Annotated in this window: 34 protein-coding genes; 22 read left to right on the plus strand and 12 right to left on the minus strand. The window is 56.2% G+C overall.

All coding sequences use genetic code 11. The features are described from left to right. From ACSBQS_RS05530 to ACSBQS_RS05580, 11 genes are all read right to left on the minus strand, one after another. A complete protein-coding gene (locus tag ACSBQS_RS05530) occupies positions 1-426 on the minus strand; it encodes a gp16 family protein (RefSeq protein ID WP_052475384.1) in 426 nt (141 codons plus the stop codon). Positions 427-558: 132 nt separating this feature from the next. Next, positions 559-1,287 (minus strand): DUF2786 domain-containing protein, encoded by a 729-nt coding sequence (locus ACSBQS_RS05535; RefSeq protein WP_262120901.1) that lies wholly within the window; start codon positions 1,285-1,287, stop codon positions 559-561. After that, a complete protein-coding gene (locus ACSBQS_RS05540; RefSeq protein ID WP_060424514.1) occupies positions 1,271-1,564 on the minus strand; it encodes a hypothetical protein in 294 nt (97 codons plus the stop codon). The genes ACSBQS_RS05535 and ACSBQS_RS05540 overlap by 17 nt, the downstream gene beginning before the upstream one ends. A 193-nt stretch (positions 1,565-1,757) precedes the next feature. Then, positions 1,758-2,282 carry a host-nuclease inhibitor Gam family protein gene (locus ACSBQS_RS05545; protein ID WP_434989889.1) on the minus strand — a complete coding sequence of 175 codons (525 nt, stop codon included), beginning with the start codon at positions 2,280-2,282 and terminating at the stop codon, positions 1,758-1,760. A 15-nt stretch (positions 2,283-2,297) separates the two neighbouring features. After that, positions 2,298-2,513 (minus strand): hypothetical protein, encoded by a 216-nt coding sequence (locus ACSBQS_RS05550; RefSeq protein ID WP_434989891.1) that lies wholly within the window; start codon positions 2,511-2,513, stop codon positions 2,298-2,300. Positions 2,514-2,516: 3 nt separating this feature from the next. Continuing rightward, positions 2,517-2,813, minus strand: coding sequence for a hypothetical protein (locus tag ACSBQS_RS05555; protein ID WP_434989893.1), 297 nt, complete (start codon positions 2,811-2,813; stop codon positions 2,517-2,519). A gap of 27 nt (positions 2,814-2,840) precedes the next feature. Beyond that, positions 2,841-4,004 carry an AAA family ATPase gene (locus ACSBQS_RS05560; protein ID WP_434989894.1) on the minus strand — a complete coding sequence of 388 codons (1,164 nt, stop codon included), beginning with the start codon at positions 4,002-4,004 and terminating at the stop codon, positions 2,841-2,843. A gap of 8 nt (positions 4,005-4,012) precedes the next feature. Next, entirely contained in the window at positions 4,013-5,785 is a 1,773-nt protein-coding gene (locus tag ACSBQS_RS05565) for an integrase (RefSeq protein ID WP_434989895.1), read from the minus strand. Between the two features lies 1 nt (position 5,786). Next, the gene (locus tag ACSBQS_RS05570; protein ID WP_434989896.1) at positions 5,787-6,698 is read right to left on the minus strand and encodes a DUF3102 domain-containing protein; all 912 of its coding nucleotides are present in this window, start codon (positions 6,696-6,698) and stop codon (positions 5,787-5,789) included. Positions 6,699-6,711: 13 nt separating this feature from the next. After that, on the minus strand, positions 6,712-7,020 hold the full coding sequence (locus tag ACSBQS_RS05575; RefSeq protein WP_060424500.1) for a helix-turn-helix domain-containing protein: 309 nt from the start codon (positions 7,018-7,020) through the stop codon (positions 6,712-6,714). 3 nt (positions 7,021-7,023) lie between these two features. Further along, positions 7,024-7,248, minus strand: coding sequence for a hypothetical protein (locus ACSBQS_RS05580; RefSeq protein WP_041033437.1), 225 nt, complete (start codon positions 7,246-7,248; stop codon positions 7,024-7,026). Positions 7,249-7,337: 89 nt separating this feature from the next. Between ACSBQS_RS05580 and ACSBQS_RS05585 the strand changes: the two genes are divergently transcribed. Further along, a complete protein-coding gene (locus ACSBQS_RS05585) occupies positions 7,338-7,754 on the plus strand; it encodes a helix-turn-helix domain-containing protein (protein WP_434989897.1) in 417 nt (138 codons plus the stop codon). A gap of 54 nt (positions 7,755-7,808) precedes the next feature. Then, entirely contained in the window at positions 7,809-8,177 is a 369-nt protein-coding gene (locus tag ACSBQS_RS05590; protein WP_154610173.1) for a hypothetical protein, read from the plus strand. Positions 8,178-8,199: 22 nt separating this feature from the next. Here the strand turns inward: ACSBQS_RS05590 and ACSBQS_RS05595 are convergent, their stop codons facing one another. Further along, positions 8,200-8,967: a DNA adenine methylase gene (locus ACSBQS_RS05595; protein WP_434989898.1), complete on the minus strand. Its 768-nt coding sequence runs from the start codon at positions 8,965-8,967 to the stop codon at positions 8,200-8,202. Between the two features lie 604 nt (positions 8,968-9,571). Here ACSBQS_RS05595 and ACSBQS_RS05600 point away from each other — a divergent pair. The 20 genes from ACSBQS_RS05600 to ACSBQS_RS05695 all read left to right on the plus strand — a co-directional run bounded on the left by ACSBQS_RS05600 (position 9,572) and on the right by ACSBQS_RS05695 (position 22,846). Further along, positions 9,572-9,853, plus strand: coding sequence for a hypothetical protein (locus ACSBQS_RS05600; RefSeq protein ID WP_434989899.1), 282 nt, complete (start codon positions 9,572-9,574; stop codon positions 9,851-9,853). A gap of 134 nt (positions 9,854-9,987) precedes the next feature. Further along, on the plus strand, positions 9,988-10,356 hold the full coding sequence (locus ACSBQS_RS05605; RefSeq protein ID WP_434989900.1) for a putative holin: 369 nt from the start codon (positions 9,988-9,990) through the stop codon (positions 10,354-10,356). A 2-nt stretch (positions 10,357-10,358) separates the two neighbouring features. Next, positions 10,359-10,973, plus strand: coding sequence for a transglycosylase SLT domain-containing protein (locus ACSBQS_RS05610; protein WP_434989901.1), 615 nt, complete (start codon positions 10,359-10,361; stop codon positions 10,971-10,973). Then, a complete protein-coding gene (locus ACSBQS_RS05615; protein ID WP_434990906.1) occupies positions 10,966-11,409 on the plus strand; it encodes a hypothetical protein in 444 nt (147 codons plus the stop codon). The genes ACSBQS_RS05610 and ACSBQS_RS05615 overlap by 8 nt, the downstream gene beginning before the upstream one ends. Then, positions 11,330-11,524 carry a hypothetical protein gene (locus ACSBQS_RS05620; RefSeq protein ID WP_434990867.1) on the plus strand — a complete coding sequence of 65 codons (195 nt, stop codon included), beginning with the start codon at positions 11,330-11,332 and terminating at the stop codon, positions 11,522-11,524. Before ACSBQS_RS05615 ends, ACSBQS_RS05620 begins: the two co-directional genes overlap by 80 nt. Then, positions 11,514-11,816 (plus strand): DUF2730 family protein, encoded by a 303-nt coding sequence (locus ACSBQS_RS05625; protein WP_434989902.1) that lies wholly within the window; start codon positions 11,514-11,516, stop codon positions 11,814-11,816. The genes ACSBQS_RS05620 and ACSBQS_RS05625 overlap by 11 nt, the downstream gene beginning before the upstream one ends. An 11-nt stretch (positions 11,817-11,827) precedes the next feature. Continuing rightward, on the plus strand, positions 11,828-12,124 hold the full coding sequence (locus ACSBQS_RS05630) for a VpaChn25_0724 family phage protein (protein ID WP_160125174.1): 297 nt from the start codon (positions 11,828-11,830) through the stop codon (positions 12,122-12,124). 1 nt (position 12,125) lies between these two features. Beyond that, positions 12,126-12,677: a phage protein Gp27 family protein gene (locus ACSBQS_RS05635; RefSeq protein WP_434989903.1), complete on the plus strand. Its 552-nt coding sequence runs from the start codon at positions 12,126-12,128 to the stop codon at positions 12,675-12,677. After that, positions 12,677-14,356 carry a hypothetical protein gene (locus tag ACSBQS_RS05640; protein ID WP_234721399.1) on the plus strand — a complete coding sequence of 560 codons (1,680 nt, stop codon included), beginning with the start codon at positions 12,677-12,679 and terminating at the stop codon, positions 14,354-14,356. The genes ACSBQS_RS05635 and ACSBQS_RS05640 overlap by 1 nt, the downstream gene beginning before the upstream one ends. Continuing rightward, a complete protein-coding gene (locus tag ACSBQS_RS05645; RefSeq protein ID WP_434989905.1) occupies positions 14,353-15,867 on the plus strand; it encodes a DUF935 domain-containing protein in 1,515 nt (504 codons plus the stop codon). The genes ACSBQS_RS05640 and ACSBQS_RS05645 overlap by 4 nt, the downstream gene beginning before the upstream one ends. After that, positions 15,857-17,068 carry a PBECR2 nuclease fold domain-containing protein gene (locus ACSBQS_RS05650; RefSeq protein WP_434989907.1) on the plus strand — a complete coding sequence of 404 codons (1,212 nt, stop codon included), beginning with the start codon at positions 15,857-15,859 and terminating at the stop codon, positions 17,066-17,068. The genes ACSBQS_RS05645 and ACSBQS_RS05650 overlap by 11 nt, the downstream gene beginning before the upstream one ends. Further along, positions 17,068-17,631, plus strand: coding sequence for a phage virion morphogenesis protein (locus ACSBQS_RS05655; protein ID WP_261154006.1), 564 nt, complete (start codon positions 17,068-17,070; stop codon positions 17,629-17,631). Before ACSBQS_RS05650 ends, ACSBQS_RS05655 begins: the two co-directional genes overlap by 1 nt. A 236-nt stretch (positions 17,632-17,867) precedes the next feature. Beyond that, a complete protein-coding gene (locus ACSBQS_RS05660) occupies positions 17,868-19,004 on the plus strand; it encodes a hypothetical protein (protein ID WP_434989910.1) in 1,137 nt (378 codons plus the stop codon). Next, positions 19,001-19,378, plus strand: a complete 378-nt coding sequence (locus tag ACSBQS_RS05665) for a capsid cement protein (protein WP_308370124.1) — start codon at positions 19,001-19,003, stop codon at positions 19,376-19,378. Before ACSBQS_RS05660 ends, ACSBQS_RS05665 begins: the two co-directional genes overlap by 4 nt. A gap of 68 nt (positions 19,379-19,446) precedes the next feature. Next, positions 19,447-20,379: a phage capsid protein gene (locus ACSBQS_RS05670; RefSeq protein ID WP_434989912.1), complete on the plus strand. Its 933-nt coding sequence runs from the start codon at positions 19,447-19,449 to the stop codon at positions 20,377-20,379. Positions 20,380-20,457: 78 nt separating this feature from the next. Continuing rightward, positions 20,458-20,982: a gp436 family protein gene (locus ACSBQS_RS05675; RefSeq protein ID WP_060424472.1), complete on the plus strand. Its 525-nt coding sequence runs from the start codon at positions 20,458-20,460 to the stop codon at positions 20,980-20,982. Continuing rightward, the gene (locus ACSBQS_RS05680; RefSeq protein ID WP_060424470.1) at positions 20,979-21,425 is read left to right on the plus strand and encodes a phage tail terminator protein; all 447 of its coding nucleotides are present in this window, start codon (positions 20,979-20,981) and stop codon (positions 21,423-21,425) included. The genes ACSBQS_RS05675 and ACSBQS_RS05680 overlap by 4 nt, the downstream gene beginning before the upstream one ends. Next, the gene (locus tag ACSBQS_RS05685; RefSeq protein WP_060424468.1) at positions 21,413-21,616 is read left to right on the plus strand and encodes a DUF7210 family protein; all 204 of its coding nucleotides are present in this window, start codon (positions 21,413-21,415) and stop codon (positions 21,614-21,616) included. Before ACSBQS_RS05680 ends, ACSBQS_RS05685 begins: the two co-directional genes overlap by 13 nt. After that, positions 21,600-22,355 (plus strand): hypothetical protein, encoded by a 756-nt coding sequence (locus ACSBQS_RS05690; protein WP_060424466.1) that lies wholly within the window; start codon positions 21,600-21,602, stop codon positions 22,353-22,355. Before ACSBQS_RS05685 ends, ACSBQS_RS05690 begins: the two co-directional genes overlap by 17 nt. Then, a complete protein-coding gene (locus tag ACSBQS_RS05695; RefSeq protein WP_434989914.1) occupies positions 22,352-22,846 on the plus strand; it encodes a DUF6631 family protein in 495 nt (164 codons plus the stop codon). The genes ACSBQS_RS05690 and ACSBQS_RS05695 overlap by 4 nt, the downstream gene beginning before the upstream one ends. The last annotated feature ends 108 nt before the right edge of the window (positions 22,847-22,954 follow it).

The raw sequence follows: 22,954 nt of genomic DNA on the forward strand, positions 1-22,954 counted from the left end.
TTATTGCAATGCGGCTTGAGCCTTCAGCTCGCGTTTCTGCCACTTCTTCAACGTCTCGATAACGCGACTGGCCTGATCCGTTCCCAGCCACTCCAGCCGACCTACACCTGTTATACGGTGAGCATACGCATTGATCGCACGCTCCGAACTATCACGGACAAACCCCGCTTCAAACATCTCCAGCCACAATGACCGGATTTTTTTCGATTGCTCGTCTGTCGCCGTAATCTTTCCAGGTCTTTTAAATACCGGCCTGAACCCCAGACCATAAAACGCGTCCATCACAGATTCTAATTGCTTGATGGTCATTTCTTTCGTTGAGCTTAAACCCGTATAGCTATCGAGCAGTTGGCGGTAGGTATCGTCATCCAGGCGACGGTCACGTTTGGCGACATGAATTAATTTTACCAGGTTAATACGGTTCATCACATTACCCCCGTGCGTGTTTTATTAGCGACACCACCCATTCAATTAATAAATAACTGCCCCAAATACTCGATGACCAGAATACAGCGCAGAATAACGCCATTAATAGCCACGTTCCTCCTCGTGAAATGGTCATGGTTTTACTCCTATCCCAGTCAAGGAACTGCCTTGGCCGTGTACAGCTTGGTGCAGCTGAGCCTGCTTACCAGCCCAGTAACCAGCATCAGCCGCATCATCACCGCCACGGCATTTTTTTGCAGCCCGAGGGGCAAACTTCTCGAACTCCATTTCGTCGTTCATACGGTTGTAATAGGCCGTCATGAGCGTCTTTTCAGGTTCGGAAACGCGGTATAAATCGATAACGCAGTATGCACCGTTTACCCACCCTTCACAGAACTGATCAGCGCGGGAAACTTTTGTGCTGGGCTTTATATTGCGTCGCATCTTAGCGGTAAACTCACGACGCGCTTTTATTAATTGGCGTGACAAGACGTCAAATGCATATGCTGCAATTTCAGGCCTTTCATTAGGACCATAAAAAATAACTGTCCGGCGACCATTGCCATTCGAATAGAACGCACTTGCATATTCGTAGTAACAAGCCACACCAAATGCACGGCAAACCATTCTGCCCAGGGCGCTCATATATGCCGGTATTTTCTGCGCCTGTGATGGTGCGCCTTTACTGCTGGCGCGGCCAATCTCCATCAGGTCAATATCCGTCTCAGTGAGACTATGCTTGCGCATTAATGCCTGAGCCTGGCTCAGTGCATTCGCGGCTTCATTGCTGTTGGTGCTGCGTCTGGCTAGGTTCAGCAGCTTCTTGATCTTCGCCAGATACTTTTCATTGTTGTGGGTCATAGTTAACTCCCAGGCGTTCTGCCAGCCGCATGAGTTTTTGCCGCTTGTGAAAATCAATGGCCGTATCGAGGCCGTTCAGGCGAAATTGCTCGATCATGATCTCCACGTCGGCCATTTCGCTGGCCAGCTTCATTTCGTCGCTAAGGCCGTTCAGGTTGCGCGACACCTCAGTGCTCAGTTCGCTGGCCTCCTCGGCCAGCTTCAGGAGTTGAGAGTCTGGGCCAAAGCGTTTCATGGCCATGCGATACAACGTCGAACGGTTAGTCGCTATAGACATATCCCCTCCGAATAATCATCGTGAGGTAAGGGCTGGAGCTCGCTGGTGGGTACAAACGCGTTGTAGGTCTGCCCGCAATGCGGGCAGACCAGGATAAGGTCCACACACCAGGTGCCGTCATGCCCCTGAGTAATGGTTGCCTGCTCGGAATCGAGCTCATCTACGTCTTCGCTACAGGTTTTGCATTGCAGGCTCATTGGGCGATCTCCTGTTCAAATGGCACTATGGCGAAATCTTCCAGGTTGCGATTAATAGTGATGCCCGGAATATCTTTTACTGCCGCCTGTTCGTTTAATATCGCGTCCTTATTAATTTCCTCCTTGTAACGAATAAATCGAATCAGCTTGAGTCTTTTCAGAGCGGCTATAACTGCCTCGGCACCGCGTATCGTGCAGCTCGGTGGCCGGTTGCGCCAAATCACCTCGCCGGTGGTTAAATTGACGGTCTTTGTTTTTCCGTCCTGGGTCAGTTCGGTGCGATTGGCCTCGCACCAGGTCTGGATACCTTGCTGCAGACCGCTTATCTCGGCCTTCAGTCGTTCAATCTCCGGCGAATGGTATTGCGTTACCGATGCAATCTGGTCATTCATTTCCGTTTCGATACGGGTTAATTGACGCTGTAAATCACCGAGGGATTTAATACCGTCAATTACCTCAGTTTTCGTTTGCGCGGCGTACGGAACCGCCGCAGCTTTAAGCCGCTTTTTACCTTTTGCCATTTTTAAATACCTTGATTAGTGGTGAGTCTTGCCTTTGCTGGAAAAGTTAATGGCAGGTTTAAATCCCCGGTCTATTAACGCTTTCAGCGCCATTTGTTGAAAAGCGGGTTTCAATTCCTCCAAAAGCTTTAGTTCAACTTCGGTGGCATCTTTTGAGTTTGCAGCCACCATCTGTAAACTCATTGCCCCACCGGGCAGAATGGTGATAATTGACTCTATTTTAATTGCCATGATTTACACTCTTTCCTCCCATACGACCCGACACTTATCCAGCTGATACTGGAATTTTTGATAACGCCCCTGGTCATCGACCCCAGTTGAATATCGAACCGCTTTACCCAGGGCTACCATCCTGCGCGTGGTAGCGTTCGGGTGAATGACCACCGTCGGTCGGCGGCCTTCTTCGATATCGATACGTTTAACCGTAATTCCCTGGGCAGATAATGTAGTAACCGCCTTACTTGTGGTGATGATGGCTATTTGAATTCCCTCGCTTTCCACCACCAACGATAATTTATGAGTAGTACGCATAATCCCTCCGACCTCATTAATTAATAGTTAAATGCCTTTAATTACGTCGGCATTAACCACCGGCACGCCGATTTGGGCGGCGAGGTTCATTGCCGCGATGGTTAAATTGCTGACGGCCAGCGGGTATAACAGGCTAACAACACCTTTGCGGCCGCCGATGTTATTGCTGAGCCTGGCGCGAATTGCGTCGGTGGCGCTGGCGTCCAGAACCTCTTTTACCGATTTACCGGCGCGGTCAAACTTAAACGTCAAAAACGCCTCCAACTGGGTATCCAGCGGCAGCAGCTCGACAACTTCACAGCGCTGTACCACCTCGCGGACCTCCTGATTGCGTTCTGACAGCTTCATCGCCAGCTCCGGCTGGCCGACCAGCACAATGGAGAGCAGTTTTTTAAACCCATTCTCTAGCTCAAAGAAGCGTTTGAGGTGCTTCAGCGTCGGCAGCGGCAGCGAGTGGGCCTCCTCAATCACCAGAACATGGCTGTAACCGGCGTTGCTGCTGTCTTTCAGCACGCGGTGGAGTTGGCGGAACCGGGCCTCCTGGCTGCGTTTGACGCCCTCCAGCGGCGCGAGAGTATTGATGATCGCCTCGGCGATCGACGCCGCTTTCAGGGTCTTGCCCTTGTTGTCGTTGTCTTCCATCGCGATGATGTACGGCTCAATCACAATCACCGGCGCATTTTCGCGGTTGATGCGTTCAATCAGGTCGCGGCGCAGCGTGGACTTGCCCGCACCGGACTCACCGACCACCGCCAGGAACCCACCGTGGCGCGCCGTCTGGAACAATGCCTCACGGACGTAACGAATGTCCGGGGTCGTGAACACATCCTCAGAGCCCTGGAGGGCGTCGTCGGCGAACGGGTCGCGGAACAAACCGAAATGCTTTTTCGTTGCTGGATGTAATACCTGTTTTGCGAGTAACATATTGTCGTCTCCTTCCTTATTTGCCTGTTGCGAGACATTGGTGCAGGCGGTGTCCGCCGCCTGCACCTCTTCAAATGCGCCAGCTGTATCCAGCCCGCGCGCTGCTAAAAATTGGCTGATGCTTTCCCGCACCTCTGCAGTGCGGCGTTTTGGCCAGATGCCGTGGTTCACTATCTGCGAAATGGTCGGTTGAGAGACCTGGGCAGCGTCAGCGACCATCTGCTGATCAATACCGTGTTCCTGCATCAGCGCCTTCAGTACCAACATGCTGCCTCCTATTGGCCGTTAACGACGCTCAGCGTCACGGTGTGCTTGCCAGCCAGGTCACCGGCAATCGTGTCGATATCGTCCGCCGGAACCCCGTCCGGGAAACGCTGAACCAACTGGTTATAGTGCTGCGCCTGCCACTCCCGGCCCTGCGCCGTGAATATCTCCCGTAGCGCTTTCGCTGCCTCAACGTGCGTCAGCGGACGCTGTTCTATACGTGGGCCGCGCACCTCCGACTCCTGGCCGCGTTTCGGCAGGTAGGACGGCAGCTCGGTGTCGTCAATCGTGCGATACGGGTCAAACCGCCCACCAAACGGCAGCGCTTTGGCTTTGCGCGCCGCCGCTGCAGCGTCGACAGAGTCGGTGCCGGTAACCAGTTGCTCAATCTCCTGATTGACCTGCTGGGAGACGGTATCCGCCGGTTTGCGGTAGCTCTCGCCGATAATCGCGGCGTTGGTTGCAAACCCAAACTCGTTCTCCGGCACTTCATCCACCAGGTGGAACACCTCGTGGCCATCCTCGCCGGTCAGCACAATCTGAGCGACATCGGTGCGCCAGGGGTTACGGGTCACCATCACATACTCGCCAATCATCACGCCTGGAACGCCAGATACATCGTACTTGCGGCTCTGGAATGGAATTTCCAGTGTGGACTGCACCTTACGGCGTACCGGTGCGGCGACGGCCAGTTCGCGACAGACCTCCACAGAGGGCGCTTTAATCAGCTGTTCGGCGGTGATACGCAACCAGATATCGTTGCGGCAGAAGCCGTGGCGGCTATGGATAGCCGTGGCGTTAAAATGGCTGCGCCACTTCTTCGCCATCGCGTTCAACTCTTCCAGGCTGTTAACGGCGACGAACTTCAGACCAGGCTCGAACTTGCGCTCGATGATGTCGCGAGCTTTCTCGACCTGGCCGGTCGCGCGGGCGTTCCCCGCCTTGTGGGCGATCATCTCTATGCTCAGTGCCCGGCACAGGTTTTTTGTCATGGCGGCGGTGTTGGCGGAGCCGGGGTCCATGAACAGAATTTTCGGCACACCGTGCAGCACATCAGCGCCGCCGCGCTCCTGCATGGCGTTAATCAGCACCGAGCACAGGTTCTCGCCGGATTCGGCGCCGAGAACGTATTCGACGTAGATCCAGCCGCTGGTGTGGTCTGTGATTTCATAGCTCCAGACGCGGTCGTGGGCGATACGCGCCAGGTTCTTCGGCTTGTTCTTGTAGAACTCAGCGCTGTCCATCACCTGCAGGCCGGTGGTTTTCTTACCGTTCTGCAGGTAGTAGAGGGTGCAGAGTGAGGCATCGACCAGCCAAACGTGGTTAGGATGCAGGCTGGCTAGACGGGTGCTGGGCTCTGGTGCCATCAGTTGGTCGGGATGCACACCGTAGGCCCGCATGGCGCGAATGATGGCGCTTTCTGACAGCAGACGAACTTCGCCCGTACCTTCATCGATGGATTCGGCTGAAATCATGCCGTTGGCCCGCAGCTCTGCTACCGCGTCGGCGACTGCATACAGGCGCTTGCCGTTCTTGCGGGTAGATTCAGTCAACAGTGCGGAGATCATCATGGCATCCTCGCGCGTCAGCGCGCTGGTGCCCGCATCCGTGCGGCGTTTGCGTGTGTCTGTCATCGCGACCTCCTTGATTTTTCGTAACAGCGTTGCGCGGGATATACCCAGCTCAACGCAGGCCTTTTCATAGATAGCGCCGCGCTCACCGTGCCCGGCATTGCGGGCAGCCTGCGCTATCGCAACCAGTCGTTCGGTCAGGGCTGCGCTCATATCACATCACCGTTGCGTTGTTGTTATCGTTATCCGGCAGGTCAACCCAGTCCGGCCGGTCATTGCCGGTGGGGGCTGACTCCAGGTCATAGGTATCGCGCAACTGGTTGACCGCGCGTTCGACCTGGCATAGCAGTCCGGCCATAAAATCGTATGGCGGATCGACCTCATGGTCTGAGCAGTGAGTGGTGAGAACAGAGAAAGCCTCGCGCAGCTTGCCGCTCAAGACGGCCTCTGCCTCATAGGCGATGGCACTGACTTCTTTACGCAGCTTTTCAGCTTCGACGTCCGGTGCAGGCGGCTTGATCTTCGACTGTTTCTGCAGCTTGGTTGTCAGGTCGTCAATTTTGGTGTTCTTGTCGGACAACACGCGGCGCTGGGCGTCGGCATCTTCGCGCGCTTCACGCAGTGCGGCTTTCAGCTCGCGGCTGGTCATGCGGTCGATATCGTCAATATCCAGACCAGCAATGGTGCCGCCTTCGGCGAGCGCTACCAGCTCGTCATCGTCTTCGGTCATCAACTCGAACAGCTTGGTCTTGCCCAAATGCGCAAGCGCCTGCGCTTTTGACTCCAGTTTTGGCGATAAATATTTGAGGGATGCCTGCATCATGACCTGTGCTGTGCGCTTCGAGAGCGCCAGCTGGGATTCAATAATGTCGGTGAAATCGCCGTGCGGTTCGTTCTCCTTGAGAATGACCAGGCGCTTGCCCGCTTCCAGCATGGCTTCGGCACTTTGCGCCATATAGAACTTGGTCTCATGCACAATACGAGAGCGCTCATACGGCAGGCCTTCTCCAAATTGCTCCATGATCTGCTGCTGGTGTAGTGCCATCTGGTTTTGATTTTCGCTCAGGTCAGCAGGTAAAAAGGTGTCGCCTACCATTGGTGCCGGTTCGTTTTTAGGTCTGGCCATTTGTCTCTATCTCCTAACGTGTTCCAGCCATGATGCGCTGGGTGGTTTCATTCATACGGGCCTGCATGCGGGACATGTGCTCGGCGTGAGCCGTGGCGATCTGCAGCATTTGGATGCTGTGAGCGTAGCGGCCGTTGTCGAGTTGAATTACAAGGCCGACGTCCACTAGGGTGGCTAAGTCGCGGCTGATGTTTGCCGGTGAGACGTTCAACGCCTTGGCCAGCTCGCCGTTTGACAGGCCAGTCATCGTGTAGCCTTTGAGGGCAATCAGCACACGCAACGTGCGAGTTGCTGATGATGAGGTGCCGGGTTTCTTGCTCATGCTTTACTCCACATTACCGAGAATGCCAGGGGTGACTTCCCCGCCAATTGCGACAGACAGGTCTCGCAAAATCTTGTACGTCAGCCTGCCTCGCGGTAGCTCTTTTTTACCGGCCCAACGGCTCACCGCCTGAGTGACAGTGCGCGGCTCGTAACCCGCACCAAGCGCGAACTGGCGAAAGTTACTACCACGCTCAATCAGACGAGCCTGAATCTGTCGTTTGTTCATAGCTTGGTTGTTCCTATTGGGTTATTGTGTAAACATTACGAATAAGCGTACTTATTTGGAACAAATAAATCAAGTGAGTTTTATGCAATATGAATAAAAACAGTGTGGACGCGGTCTTGGCGCGCTTAATGGAACTACTTGGAGCCGGAAACGATAGTGAGCTGGCCCGGATGTTAGATGTAAATCGGCAAACCCTTGCAAGCTGGAGAAAGCGCGATTCTATACCTTATTCAATTTGCATAAACCTGTCTGAAGAGCGGGGATATTCGCTAGATTGGCTACTTACAGGTCGTGGGCAGGCTATGCTTGATAAGCAAGCTCCAGCAAATGCAGATGTGATCTTTTCCCGTTCTGACCTGACATTGTTGGAACTGATGAACCAGTTAGATCCTGAAGTAAGGAAAGATTTAATGCGAAGCGCTGAGGAAAAACAGCGAATGATCGAACTTGAGAAAAAAGTAAACGAGCTCTCTTCTGAACTTCAGAAGAAAAAAAATGCGAGCTAATTTGTTCTCATTGGGAACGGTTTATTCGTTTTGGTTGATATTGGATGGGTAGACATGAGCAACTCGAAATTGAAATATGTAAAATTGCTTCTCATATGTACTGGCTTGGTAGGTATTTCTACTTCACATGCAGACGAAAAGTCATTGCGGACTGAATCTCGTGAGCAGATGAAAAACCTGTTGTTAAGTACTCTTAAGGACCCATACTCCGCAGACATTAAAGTGATAAAGGAATTCCCGGCTACCGGAGAAATCAAGATGCTTTGCGGCTTAGTGAATGCTAAAAATGGGTATGGTGGATATAACGGGTTTGAGAAGTTTTATATCCGTGATAATGAAGTGACCTATGTGGCAAAAGATGGGGCTTTTGAGTTCATTACTAATTTGGCTTGGGACGTCTGTGAGTATGCGGTTCAGAAATAACGGCGCATTTAGCGCCGTTCTATCACCAATTTCTAATAACGAGCTCTTTCTGTCGCGACACCGATCTGCCAACACCCTGCAAAGTGTAATGAATGCTAACGCTCTCCATATGAAGCCCCGAAAAAACTGCCCGCATTTCAGGGATATCGTTCACTGAGATCAGCATTTTGCCCGCCATCGACCTGGCTAACTCAGCCATCACCACGTAGTTCTCGAACCCAAAATCGACGCCATAGCCCTCGGTCTGCCAGTAAGGTGGGTCGCAGTAAAACAGCGTATGCGGCCGGTCATAGCGCTGGATACATTTGGCCCAGTCCATGTGCTCAATACAGGTACGCGCCAGCCGCATATGGGCCTGTGACAAATCCTCTTCGATCCGCAGCAGGTTGAAACGCGGCGGTGACGTTGTTGCAGTGCCGAAGGTTTGCCCCTCGACTTTGCCGCCGAACGCCTGCTTCTGAAGGTAGTAGAACCGTGCAGCGCGCTGAATATCCGTGAGCGTTACCTCTGGCGTGATCTGCAACCACTCGAACATCTGCCTGCTCACCAACGCCCACTTGAACTGCTGAATGAACGCTTCTAGGTGATGCTGAATCACCCGATACAGATTCACCAGTTCGCCGTTAATGTCGTTGATCACCTCGGCCTTACTGGGCGGCTTCATAAAGTACAGTGCTGCTGCGCCGCAGAACGGCTCGACATAGCAGGTGTGTTCAGGGAACTGCGGCAAAATTTTTTTAGCCAGGCGGCGCTTACCACCCACCCAAGGTATGATCGGGGTCGATTTCATAAACTGTAAGCCTTTTTCATATGATGAAAATGCAGTAGGCTTAATCTGTCTCGCGAGACGGACTGAGCCCTGGGTCGACTCACAGGTCTAAGCTGTGGTGTTGATGGCCTGCCGGGTGTTCCACCACCCGACGGGCCGCTCTTTCTTAGTTCAGGGATAGTTTGCATAAAAGGTTTGATAGGAATCTTTGGTCCAGGGACATAAAAATAGAGAGGCGTAAACTTGAAACAGGATAAATTCGAGGTCCCTAGAGAAATTCAGAGTCGTTTGGAGCAAGTGTCTGCTGACGATTTTGCCTTATTCTTGGTAGAAAAAAATGTAGGTCGACTGTTTTGTCCTATTTGCCGTAGTCGTGACATGTCCGTCCCACAAGTTGAAGCCTTTGGCTATGCAGTTTGTAATCGCCCACCAGTCGGAGGCATCACTAGCGATTTACGATATTCATATATCGAATTTATTTGCATTGACCCGAGCAAACCTGATTCCATTTATAGCTATCAGTACAGGATAATTTGCAAAAACTGTGGTTTTACAAGTCATTATGCCGTTCACCCGGTCCTTGAGTGGTTTGAGCATAGCGACAAAAAGCAGCGAGAGGATTAGAATGGGGTCAAATCTTGTTGATTTTCCATCACACCGTATTTCTGAACAACTACATTATTCGCATGGGTCTGATGGAGGTGGAGGCAATGACATGTTAGAAGCGAGAGTAGCCAAACTAGAGTCTGATGTTGAATATATCAAACGCGATATTTCTGAAATAAAAACAGATATTAAAGAATTAAGAACGATCCAGAGAAGTGACTTCCATAAACTCTTTGGCTCGCTAATAGCCGCTGCAATCGGCCTTGCGGGGATTATGGCAAAGGGGTTTGGTTGGCTGTAAACGCCATTATCGACACTTTTAACGCTACAAAGTCTAAATAATCTGTCCCAGGGCAAATTACTCCACAGTCTGTCCTATCGCACAATGTTCCCTGTCTATTGAGCTATTCCACCTCATCAACAGGGAACATCATCATGTCGTTACTTCACAAAGTCCGTCACCAGCGCCTGCGTAACTGGATCATACTCGCAGTCGTTCTGCTGCTCGCCATCGCTATCGTTTCACCGATGCAGCTCGGCGTTACGCTGTACAAGTTGTCGCTGGTGTCCATCGCAGCCATTCTCGGCTATCACCTCGACCGCGCGCTATTCCCGTACGCCAGCCCCGGCAGCTACCTGATTGACGACTGGAAAGAGACCCAGGGTAAACCACTAATCCCGTCAGGCCGCAACGAGCCGGAGTTCCCTGTCGCGACCGGCTACGAGCTGGTGTTTGCCGCTGTGTTGCTGCGCCGGGCACTGATTGTCTCAGCCATCTGTATCGGCGTCACGATGGGGTTATAAGCATGAGATGCCTGCTCTCTTGCCTGTTTCTGCTGCTTAGCGCCTGTCATCCGGTGGCCGCTGCTATCCCTGAGGATGCCCGGCAATATCAGCGCGAACTGACCCGCAACGCCCGCGTAGTCTGGGGGCTGGATGCGCCGGTGGCGACATTCGCCGGTCAAATTCATCAAGAGTCGACCTGGCGCGCCACGGCAAAATCGCCTGTCGGTGCGCTGGGACTGGCGCAGTTTATGCCTGCGACAGCGGGCTGGATTGCGGGCATCTACCCCCAAAGTCTCGGTGATAACCAGCCGCTGAATCCGTCCTGGGCGATACGGGCACTGGTGGCCTATGACCGTTGGCATTATGACCGTATCACTGCTGCGACCGAATGCGACCGTTGGGCCTACGTCCTATCAGCTTATAACGGCGGTCTGGGCTGGGTGCAGCGTGACCGCAAGCTGGCGGCATTGCGCGGACTGGATGCCAGGCGCTACTGGAACGTGGTCGAGAAGGTGAACGCCGGGCGCTCTGCCACCAATTTCCGTGAGAACCGGGGCTACCCAGTTCGTATCATTTACTCGTGGCAACCGCTGTATGAGCGCGCGGGCTGGGGTTCGGGGGTCTGCCATGAGTGATTGGCTGAAAGTTATCGCACGGTATGTGATTTGGGCAGCCCTCATCCTTGGAACCCTATGGGCATTCTACGATGCAGGCCGAAAACAAGGTGTGTTTGAGGCTCGTCTGGAGTGCTCCCGAGGCCAGACCCGCCAAGCTGCTGATGCCCTCAACCAGTTTATTGCCGGTGCCAAAGAACTGACTGCGCAAGCCAACGCCGCCAGCCAGCAGTTGGCGCAGCAGATCGCCGACCGCGCTGCAGCTGATAACCAATCCACTCGGGAGATCCGCGATGCCCTCAAAAAAACCGCTGACCGTCGCGTTAATTGCGAGTTTGACGCTGACGTCATGCAGCAACTCGCCGCCGCCCAGCAGCGTGCTGCTACCGCCACAACCAGCGGTATTGCCAGCAGAATTGGCGGTACGGTGCCCGCCACCGGCGCTGCCGGACGATAACAGCGCCGACGCCGCCGTCGTCGCGCTGAAAACGGTTTACGACCAGTACGGCGTCTGCGCCGGTCGGCTGGCCAATATTATTCAATGTGTTCAAGGGGGTAGTTGTGGAAATTAATGAATTGAGGTTCGACTGGGCATTTCTGCAGTGGGCAGTGATGGCCGTCGTCGGGGTATATACCTGGTTGATTGGCCGCCAGTCGGCCAGCCAGAAAGAACTGCTGGAGTTACGCACCCGCATTACCACCGTTGAAGCGCAGATTAAATCGGTGCCAACACAGTCACAAATCACCGAGCTCATCAGCAAGCTGAGCCGGGCTGAGGCCCAGATGCATGGGATGCAAGAGCAGATGGCCGCGACCTATCGTCGTACCGAGAATATCGAAGCCTATCTGCTGCAGAAGAAATAACGGAGGACACCATGAGTTTTGCCGACTTCCTGCGCGAAGATCAGCGCCTGGTCATGTTGCGCTTTCTGGCCGAGATGCCGAGTTACAGTTCCAATAGCTCAGTGATTTACCAGGCACTGACTCGCTATGGCCACGCTCCGAGCCGTGACCAGGTCAAGTCAGAGCTGCGCTGGCTCGAGGAACAGGGGCTGGTACGTATCGACGATATCGAGACTGTGCTGGTTGCCCGCCTCACCGAACGCGGTGCCGATGTCGCTGCCGGTCGCGCCATTGTCCACGGCGTTAAACGTCCTGGCGCAGGAGGCTGAGATGGGCCGTAAATCGACCATTCACAAACTGCCGACCGACGTTCGGGCGCATATCGAACGCCGTCTGCGCGAGGACCAGCTGACGCTGGATGAGCTGCTGGATGACATTCGCCAGCATTTCCCTGATGCGGACGAAACCCCGAGCCGCAGTGCGCTGGGACGCTATAAACAATCGTTCGGCGAGATGGTTGGCCGCATACGCGAGCAAGACCAGATGGCCCGGCTGCTGGTGAGCGAACTGGGTGAGAACCCGGACGAACGCGCCGGGGCGTTGATGGTTCAGGCTGTCACGACGCTCACCTCCCACGCTACATTTGCTGCGCTTGAACAGCCGGAGACGGATATCGATACCGTGCGTCACCTGGCGCGCGCGGCTAAAGATGTTCTGCAGGCGCGTAAAGAATCCCTGCAGGAACGCCAGCAGATTGAACGCGCTGCCCGCGAACGTCTGCTGCAGGAGCAGGAGGCGAATCTGGAGAAAGTCGCTACTGCTCAGGGGCTGAGTGAAGATCAGGTGCAGTTCTGGCGTGAAAAATTCCTGGGGATCAAGTGATGAAACCGCTGGCATCTACCGTTCGTAATGTTGAGTGGGACGAGCTGCCCGCCAGAGCCCGAGATATTCCGTTCGCGTTCAACCCCTTCGCCGACGGCGTGCTAATGGCACACCAGGTGGAGTGCCTCAAATTCGATGTCTCTATCCTGGCTATTCCCAAGGGCCGACGCACCGGCATCACTTTCGCCTGGGGGCTCAACTCGACGCTGATTGCCGGTGCGCAGAAAGCCGCTGGCGGCGACAACGTCTACTACATCGGTGACACCAAAGAGAAAGGCCTGGAGTTTATCGGCTACGTGGCCAAGTTCGCGCGTGTGATTGCCGCTCAGCAATCTGAGTCGGTGTCATCCATCGAGGAGTTCTTGTTCGAGGACCAGGACGACAAGGGGAATACACGTCAAATCACGGCCTACCGTGTGCGATTCGCCAGCGGGTTTCAGGTGGCGGCGCTGTCCTCTCGTCCAGCCAATATTCGCGGCCTGCAGGGCGTGGTCATTATCGACGAGGCGGCATTCCACCAAGACGTTCAGGGCGTGCTGGATGCAGCGACCGCACTGCTGATCTGGGGCGGGCGTATCGTCATCATCAGTTCACATAACGGCAAAAATAACGCGTTCAATCAGTTATGTACTGATATTGAAGCCGGGCGCTATGGCAAGGATGCGGCGGTGTTTACCGTCACGTTCGACGATGCTGTGGCCAATGGACTCTACGAGCGATCATGCGCCATGAAAGGTGAAGTCGCCACTATTGAGGGGAAAGAAGCCTGGTATAACCGCATCCGCAACGCCTATGGTCCGCGTAAAGCGGCGATGCGCGAGGAGCTCGACGCGATCCCTCGTGACGGTAATGGTGTGTGTATTCCTGGGGTCTGGATTGAGCGGGCCATGCCGGAAGAGCGGCCGGTAATACGTCTCGCGTTGGATGATGAATTTATCAATATGACCGAGACTGACCGAACCGCATGGGGTAACGAATGGATTGACCGTGAGTTGCGCCCCGTGATGGTAGCAACACTGAACCCCGAATGGCGGCATGTATTCGGCATGGACTTTGCCCGTCACAGGCACTTTTCCTCCATCATGCCCGTGGCCATCACACAAAACTTGCGTCGCGATGTCCCGTTCCTCCTAGAGCTGAACAATGTCCCGTCCGCACTCCAGCAGCAGATATTGTTCTGGTTCATCGACCATCTTCCACGGCAATCCGGCGGTGCGATTGATGCCACCGGACCGGGTATGGTACTGGCTGAATATACTGCTGACCGTTACGGCCGCCCGCGTATTGCCGAGATAACCCTGAGCCGTCAGTGGTACGGCATCTGGATGCCTAAATTCACCAGTTTGTTTGAGGACAGCATGATAACCCTGCCTCGCGATGAAAACGTCGCGCAGGATCTGCGAACCGTGGAGAACATCGACGGCATACCGATGGTGTCACGCCTGGAGAAAAAAGACCTGAAGGATGCCGAACTGGTGCGCCACGGTGACTCGGCTATTGCCGGTTGCCTGGGCAACTATGCTGCGCTCAACCTGGCGGCGGAGATCGCCTTTGAATCCACCGGCGCGCGGCCAGTTTATCAGGTGCTGTCGGGCTATGGCTCTACAGGAGGCGGCGAGTTGACGGATACCGGCTTCGGTACGGTGCGCGGATTGAATGACTTTGGAGGATTTATATGAGCCGTAAGAACCGTCGCCGCTCAAGCCAGGCGACACCAGCCATGCTTCGTCCACAGCTGGGCCAGGAGTTTGCGTCCACCGGCGACGGCCGCGACATTACCCGTCCGTGGGTCGGTGCACTGGCGCTCGCAGAGGACAGCGTTCTGCAGAGTCGTGGAGCGCCGGACCTCAAGATTTACCGTGAGGTGCTGAGCGACGAGGAGGTAAAATCCGCGTTCACCCAGCGCCAGGATGCGTTGATCTCCCGCGAGATCAAGGTCGAAGCTGGTGGCGAACGGCCGATTGATATCGAAGCCGCCGACGCCATGCGCCAGCAGATTGAGAGCCTGGGCTTTGACCGTATCACCCGTCTGATGCACTACGGCGTGTTTTACGGCTATGCCGTTGCCGAGCTGATTTACGGCGTGCGCGACAATCTGTTGTGGTTCGATGAGGTCAAAGTCCGTGACCGTCGGCGCTTCCGCTTCAGCCCGACAGGTGAGTTGCGGTTGCTGACACCGCAGAATATGACCGTTGGCGAACCGTGCCCGGCACCGTATTTCTGGTCGTTCGCGACCGGCGCTGACCACGATGACGAGCCCTACGGTATGGGCCTGGCGCACTGGCTCTACTGGCCAACGTTCTTCAAACGCAACGACATCAAGTTCTGGCTGATCTTCCTGGACAAGTTCGGTATGCCGACAGTCGCGGGCAAGCACCCGGAAGGTGCGACACCAGAGCAGAAACGTAACCTGTTGGCGCTGACGCGCGCGATCTCCACAGACAGTGGCGTCATCATGCCGGAGGGCATGGCGATAGAAATGTTGGGCGCATCGCGCTCGGGCGCTGCCGATTACCAGGCGATGTATAACGCCATGAATGAGGCCATCCGACGTGTGGTGGTCGGACAGATTTCCAGTTCTGGCGGTGCATCAAAAGGCATCGGCGGTGACGAGTCTCTGCAGGATAAAATCCTTACGTCGATCGCCAAATCCGATGCGGATGTGATCTGCGAGTCGTGGAACCGTGGTCCAGGCAAATGGCTGACCGAGTTCAACTTCCCCGGCGCTGCCGTACCGGTAGTCTCTCGCGTGTTTGATGATCCGGAAGACCTGGCCGCGCGCGCAGAGCGTGACAAAGCCGTCAGCGAAACCACCGGGTTCCGCCCAACGCTGGCCAGCACCCAGGAAACCTATGGCGGGGAGTGGGAACCGAAACCGGCTGTTGAAACGCCACTCTCCGCAGGTGCGAAAGCCAACGTCGAATTCGCTGAACACAGCCATCAACCTGACGCTCCGGCCGCGATGGCCAACCGTCTAAATCGTGAGTTGGCACCGACCACCGATGGCTGGATGGCGCAGCTGCAGCAGTTGGTCGATAACGCCGAGTCACTGGAGTCGCTGCGCGACGGCCTGGATAAACTACTGCCGGACATGGACCTGGAACAGTACGCCGAGGTGATGGCACAGGCGATGTCTGCCGCCGCGCTGGCGGGACGCTATGAATTGCTGGAGGAAATGAATGGCCGGTAATGTTGCCTACGGCTCGCTGCCGTTCCGCGAGCAGCTTGCCTTTTTCCGACGCAAGCTCAATACCAAGACTGATGCCTGGACGGATGTTTACGGTGCCGAGCATGACAACGAGTTTATTGTGGCCGGAGCCAATCGCGACGATCTGCTGGCAGATTTTCGCCAGGCGGTTGAACGCGCCATCGCCGAGGGGCGCACGCTGGCCGACTTCCGTAAGGATTTTTCAAGCATCGTTGCGCGTTATGGCTGGAGCTACAACGGCGGCTTTGGATGGCGCTCCCGCGTCATTTACGAAACCAATCTCCGGTCATCGTATATGGCAGGTCGCTTCCAGCAGCTGATGGCCATGCGGGATTCCCACCCCTACTGGGAGTACGTCCATAGCGACGTCGTCAAGGAGCCGCGCGAAGAGCATCTGGCCTGGAATGGTATGGTGCTGCGCTGGGACGACCCTTGGTGGGTGTATCATTTCCCGATCAACGCCTGGGGTTGTCAGTGCAGCGTGATCGCCCGCACGGAGGACGACCTTAAACGCATGGGGAAAGCCGGGCCGGATACCGCACCGACCATCAAGTTCGTGCAGCGGACCATCGGGCAACGCAGCCCAGGCGGGCCGCGCATGGTGTTTGTGCCCGAGGGCATTGACCCCGGCTTCGAGCATACGCCGGGCCGCAGCAAATATTTCAGCCAGGTGCCATCACCACGAGACGGTTCACCCACTGCGCCTGCAGCACCCAATGAAACGCCGCCAGCGCCGCCGCTATCTTCGCCACGTCCAGCGCGTGATCCAGCTCCAACCGGGAATGGTCCAGAGGCATTTCTCAATGTCTTTGGCGCGACAACTACACAGCCTGTTGCCTTCCGTGATGCCGCTGGCCAGCGTATCGCCATCGGTGCCGAAATGTTTGCTGCCCGTGACGGCGCGGGCCAGATAAATGATGCTGCAGACCAACTGCTGCTGTTGGCTCAGGCTATCCAGGTTCCCGATGAAATATGGGCACAAGTGGTCTGGCAACCCGGCATGGATCAAGCGGTGGTTCACCGTCGGTACCTGGCGCGTGTTGAGGTTGCTGGCCAGCCTGATCCGGTGTCGGTGATATTCGAGACCGGCACTGACGGCTGGGCCGGAAATGTCTCCACCGACGATGCCCTGCTGCAGTCAATGCGCCAGGGCGTGATGCTGTATCAGCGAGGAGACGAGTGATGGCCGGTGCAACGCTGACGTTTGACTATCAGGATGCGCTGAATACGCTGCTCAACACCCAGGCGGCGCTGGCTGACCCCGCGCCGTTGCTGGCTGGTATGGGCGAGAAGCTGCTGGAGTTTCACCAGCAGCGGTTCAGAGAGCAAAAGTCCCCGGACGGTGTGCCCTGGGCGGACCTATCGCCGCGCTATAAAAAGCGCAAGCGCAAGAACAAGGACAAAATCCTGACGTTGGATGGCCCTTTGCGTAATACGCTGCGGTGGCAGATCAACGCCGAGGAGCTGCTGTTCGGTACCGACCGCGTGTACGGTGCCATCCACCAGTTTGGCGGCACCATCGAAATCGCTGCGCGGAGCCAGCAGGCGTACTATCGGCAGAAGAAGAACGGCAAGGTCGATAACCGGTTCGTTCGCAAATCGAAGTCCAATCTGGCCAAGTGGCATACTCTCCCGGCGCACACGGTCACCATTCCGGCCCGCCCCTGGTTGGGGGTATCTGCCGAGCAAGGTGATCGCCTGGTCGAACTGGCGAAGAATTACCTGCAACGGCAATTAAATCCGTGACCGCCGCAAACGCGCTGTAACGGCCTCAGAGACGTTCTGTGGCATGATGGCACCAATCCTGTTGCCGAGCCGTATTATAATACGTTCTAATACGGCTATCGGCGCAGTTCCTCTCCCGTGCTAACCCCGACTTCCGCTTCCACCCCATTATTATCTGTCCGAGGGCAGATTACCCCCGCGCTGCAATTCGCCATTATCACTCCGTAACGTTCTTGCACGTCTGACGGATGATAACGATGACCACCCAAACCTCTACCGCCACACTCGCTGTTTTTGCACCAGGTACCCATACCGCGATGGATGGGCGCACCATGACGCTAACGGCCGAAGACTGCATCGACATGGCCAACAGCTATGATCCGACCCTGTCTGAAGCCCCCTTTGTCATCGGGCATCCCAAACTGACCGCACCGTCCTACGGCTGGTCTCGCCGTTTCGAGTATCGCGACGGTTTCTTGTATACCGAGCCGCACCAGGTGAACCCGGCGTTTGCCGAAGCTTTCAATGCGGGCAGCTACAAAAAACGTTCGCTGTCGTTTTACCTTCCGAACACACCAGGCAACCCTAAGCCGGGCCACTTTTATCCGCGCCACGTTGGCTTCCTGGGGGCTGTTCCTCCCGGCGTAAAAGGCCTGCCGGATGCCGAGTTCGCAGAATATGCCGAAGGTGACGATGCCCCGGTGTCGTTCGCCATTCCCTGGGAAACCGAAGTCCTGACCGACTTATTGCGCGGTGTGCGTGATTACATCGTGGAAAAAGATGGCGCTGAACGTGCCGACCAACTGATGCCGCAGTGGCGTCTGCGAACCCTCGAAGAGATCGCAGCCAATGCGGTGGATGACTCTCGTATCTCACCATTGGCGTATGCCGAGGAGACCAATGTGGACCCGAACAAAAAGCCCCCCGTTACGGCGGAGACACTCGCCCAGCGCGAAACAGAGCTGGCAGAGCGTGAAGCCAAATTACGCAAAGATGAAGAAGCTGCGAAGGAACGCGAAGCGAAAGCACGTCGCGAAGCGATCGTCAGCTATGCCGATGGCCTGGTGAAAGCCGGTTCCATTCTGCCGCGCCAAAAAACGGGTGTGGTTGAGGTTCTGCTCAGCCTGGACAGCGCGCCACTGTCTTTCGCTGACGGTGAAACCACGGTGAACAAAACGCCGGAAGAGCTGCTGCGCGATGTGCTGAATGAAAAGCCCAAGGTGGTCGATTTCAGCGAGAAAACGCGCCAGGAAGATGGTGCCGCGCTGGACTTTGCCGACGTTACCGTCGTGGCAGACGCCGCCAACGCCTATGTTGCTGAACAGGCAAAAAAGGGTCGCACGGTTTCCTATACCGATGCTGTCAATCACGTGAAGAAAGGAGCTCAGCAATGAATATTCCGGTTCTGATCACAGCGCACAAGGTAGAGGCAGCAACGCTGCCGCGCCAGTTGGTCATGCACGGTAACGTGGATGACGAAATCACCCCGGCCGTTGACGGCAGCAAACTCATCATCGGTGTCACCAGCGCCATCGGCAACGATATCGGTGAAGCGGCGGACGTTATCCGCTCCGGCCTGGCGATTGTTCGTTATGGCGCTGACGTCACCGTCGGGCAACCGCTGACGGCCGATGACGAAGGCCGTGCCGTTCCTGCTGCTGCGGGTAACTTCTACATCGGTTTTGCGGAATACGCTGGTGCGGAAGACGACATCGGTTCGGTGTGGATTGCGCCGGGGCAAATGGCGGCGGCCGCGGCGGGCGGTTAACGCCGTTCAAACCGAATGTTTTCGCCGGATAACACCGGCACCTAATCCCTTTTTTGGAGAGTGACAGTATGTCAAAAGCACCGTTTCCTATTGACCCGCACCTGACGGCCATCGCCATCGCGTACCGCAATACCAGCATGATCGCCGATGAGGTTTTGCCTCGCGTCCCGGTCGGTAAAGCTGAGTTCAAGTGGTGGAAGTACGACCTCGGTCAGGGCTTCACCGTGCCGAACACCAACGTGGGTCGCACTTCGCAGCCCAACCAGGTCGAATTCAATGCAGAAGAGGAAACCTCGTCGACTAACGATTATGGCCTGGATGCACCGGTACCGCAGTCGGACATTGATAATGCGCCGGCGAATTACGATCCATTGGGGCGTGCTGCAGAGCGCACCTCCGATTTGATCCTGCTGGACCGTGAAGTGCGTACCAGTAAAGAAGTCTTCAACGCAGCGAACTATGCGACCGGCAATAAGGAAACGTTGGCTGCCGCCGACCAGTGGAGCAACGACACCAGCAAGCCAATCAAGAAAATCACCACCGCGCTCGACAAGATGATCATGCGCCCGAACGTGGCCGTGTTTGGCCGTGCAACGGCAACCGCCTTGCGGCAGAACCCGTCGGTAGTGAAGGCGTACAACGGCACGATGGGCGAAGACGGCCTGGTGCCACTGCAGTTCCTGCGCGACCTGCTTGAGCTCGACGACATCCTGATCGGCAGCGCGTTCGTCAACATTGCCCGCCCTGGTCAAAAGCCGGTGCTGGTGCGTGCCTGGGCGAACCATGCCGCGTTCATCTACCGCAACAAGCTGGCGGATACCCAGGGTGGCGTCACCTTTGGCTTTACCGCGCAATTCGGCAACCGCGTATCTGGCTCTATTCCCGATCCGGATATGGGGTTGACCGGCGGACAGCGCGTGCGGGTGGGCGAACGTGTTCGCGAGCTGATTGTGGCGCCTGACTGCGGCTATTTCTTCCAGAACGCCGTCGCAGCTGCGTAAGCCCATTCGGTTTGCATCGATACGCATGGCCAGTTTGAACGCTGGCCATGCGGGAGAGTGGTTTTGAGGAAGAGAGTTATGGCTCTGACCTGGTACATCTCGCTGGCTGAATTAGCGGAGCGCCCCGGCGCGGTTGAGTTGTCTCAAACGTTCGCCGGGATGGGGAAACCCATGCCGCGCCCGGAAATATTGGATGCGCTGCTGCGCGGCGAGGAGACGTCGTCCTGGCCACCGGCCGAGGTGGAAGTCGCACTGGCTGCAGTAGCGAAGATCGGCGATGCCGTTGAGGAGACCCAGGGGCTGGTTGATGGCTACCTGCTAAAACGCGGTTATAAGCTGCCGCTCGCGAAGGTGCCGTCGATCCTGACCGGTTGGGCGCGCGCCATCACCCGGTACAAGCTGCATTCGCACCGCGTGTCCGAAGAGAAAACCGATCCGATTGTCCGTGACTACCGCGATGCGCTGAAGTTCCTGGAACAAGTGGCCGCCGGTAAGTTCAGCCTCGGGCTGGGGGATTCGCTGCCCGCTGCAGGTGGTACCCCGCAAATCACCGGACCGGGCCGCACCTTCAGCATGGATACATTACGGGACTACGGCAAATGAGCAGCGGACCGTTCGATATCAACCTGGTTGTCGCGCGACTGCAGGAGCTCGACCCACAGCCATTCAGCCAAATCGGCACCATCGTCGAGTACAGCAAAGTCACCGACCTGTCGGGGTTTGCGATGCCGGGTGCGTATGTGTTGATGGGGCCAGAGCGCGGCATTCCGGGTAACGGTGCCCGCGCTCAGATGGCCGAGGCAGTGATCGGGATTGCGATATCCGTGCGCAATTATGGAATGGGTGCGGAGGGACTGACCCATGAGGTTAATCCACTCATCGGGCAAGTTCGCGACCACCTGATTGGCTGGCGTCCGACGCCCGCCAGTGCCACGGGTATGCAGTGGTTGCGCGGTGATGTCCTGGATTTTGATGGCGGAATGCTGCTCTGGATGGACACGTTCCAGGTTCAACATGTGATCGGGGGGCGACGATGCCTGAAGTGAAACTCCTGCAGCCGCATACCCACGCGGGTAAAGCCGTTGCAGCCGGTGAAACCATCACCGTAACCGACGCCGAGGCCGACTGGCTCCGGGGTCAAAAAATTATCGAGGTGGCATTACCTGTCGTGAACAACGACAACCAGGGTGGTCGCCGTAACAACAAACTGGAGGCGGATAATGGCGCAGCAAGTTGAAACCTATTACTACGGCCAGGGCAAGGTATTCCTCGCTCGCCGTTTACCGAACGGCCGCCCGGGTGCCTGGCGCTGGATTGGCGACGTCTCCGCACTGGCGCTCGCGCTGACCGTGGAAAAATTGTCCCACAAGGAGTCCTACTCCGGTCAACGCACCACGGTGCGCAGCTTCCCAACCAGCAAAGACGGCACCGTGACCAGTACCTGGCATGAGCTGTCAGCGGAGAACCTGTCCATCGTGCTGTACGGCGATCGGGTAACTATTCCCGGCGGCACTGTCACGGCGGAACTGCTGCCCGCCGGTATCACTGCAGGTGAGCGTTATTCCCTGGCCCATCAGCGCATCAGTGATGTCGTGATCGGCACGTTGGTTGAAGGCACGGATTATGAGGTGGATTACACCTACGGTGCCATTTTGTTCCTGACCGACCAAACCACCGCGCCGTCGGTCAACTACAAGTACGCCAGCAGCGTTAACACCACGCTGTTTACCTCACAGCCGGAGAATCTCGCGTTGCGCTTTGAGGGTATCAACCTGGCTGAAGGCGGCGCGGCAAAAATCCTGGAGCTGTACAAGCTGTCGTTCGACCCGGTTTCAACGCTGGCATTGATCCAGGGCGACACTTCATTGGCCGGTCTGGAGACCACTGCCGGGGTGCTGTTCGATAACGCGCAACCGGCAGATCCAACGCTGGGTCGGTTTGGCCGTGTCATCGATGTCGGGGAGCCGGTTGCATGAAAAAGGTAGCACCCAAACCGGCTGCAGAGCCGGAAAACGACCTGGACGTGTTGCTGTCTACCCGCGATATCACTATCGCGGGCAAACCCATCACCGTCCGCGAGGTAACCCTGGTCGATTCGCTGGTGCTGCACGACTCACTGGCACCGATGGTAGCCAGCCTGGCCGACGTCATGCAGACCGAATACCCACGGTTTGAGCATGTACAGCAGGTGCTGGCGAAACATGCCACCGTGCTGCCGGTGCTGATCGCCCACTGTACTGACCAGCCGGTTGAGTGGGTTCAGACATTGCCGGGGAGTGAGGGGCTGGCGCTGATGGACTGGTGGTGGGCTGTGAATCGGCGTTTTTTTATGGGCGCTGCCACCCGCATCCTGCAGCTGCAGCTGGCCAGGGCGAAGACACTGTCGGATTCGGCTGCATCTTCGCAACCCTCATCCGGGCAGGCCACAACCCAGACCGCCTCGGACACTACACCGCCCGCCAGTTGACACTCTACTACCGGGAGGCGCTGCAGCTGCAAAAGCAAGACAGTATCCACCGGATATTGGATGTGATTGCCGGGCACGCCGGTGGCCAAGCGGCGACAACACGAATCA

This window comes from Serratia sp. H402Y (assembly GCF_051172415.1).
Taxonomy (GTDB): Bacteria; Pseudomonadota; Gammaproteobacteria; order Enterobacterales; family Enterobacteriaceae; genus Serratia; species Serratia ureilytica.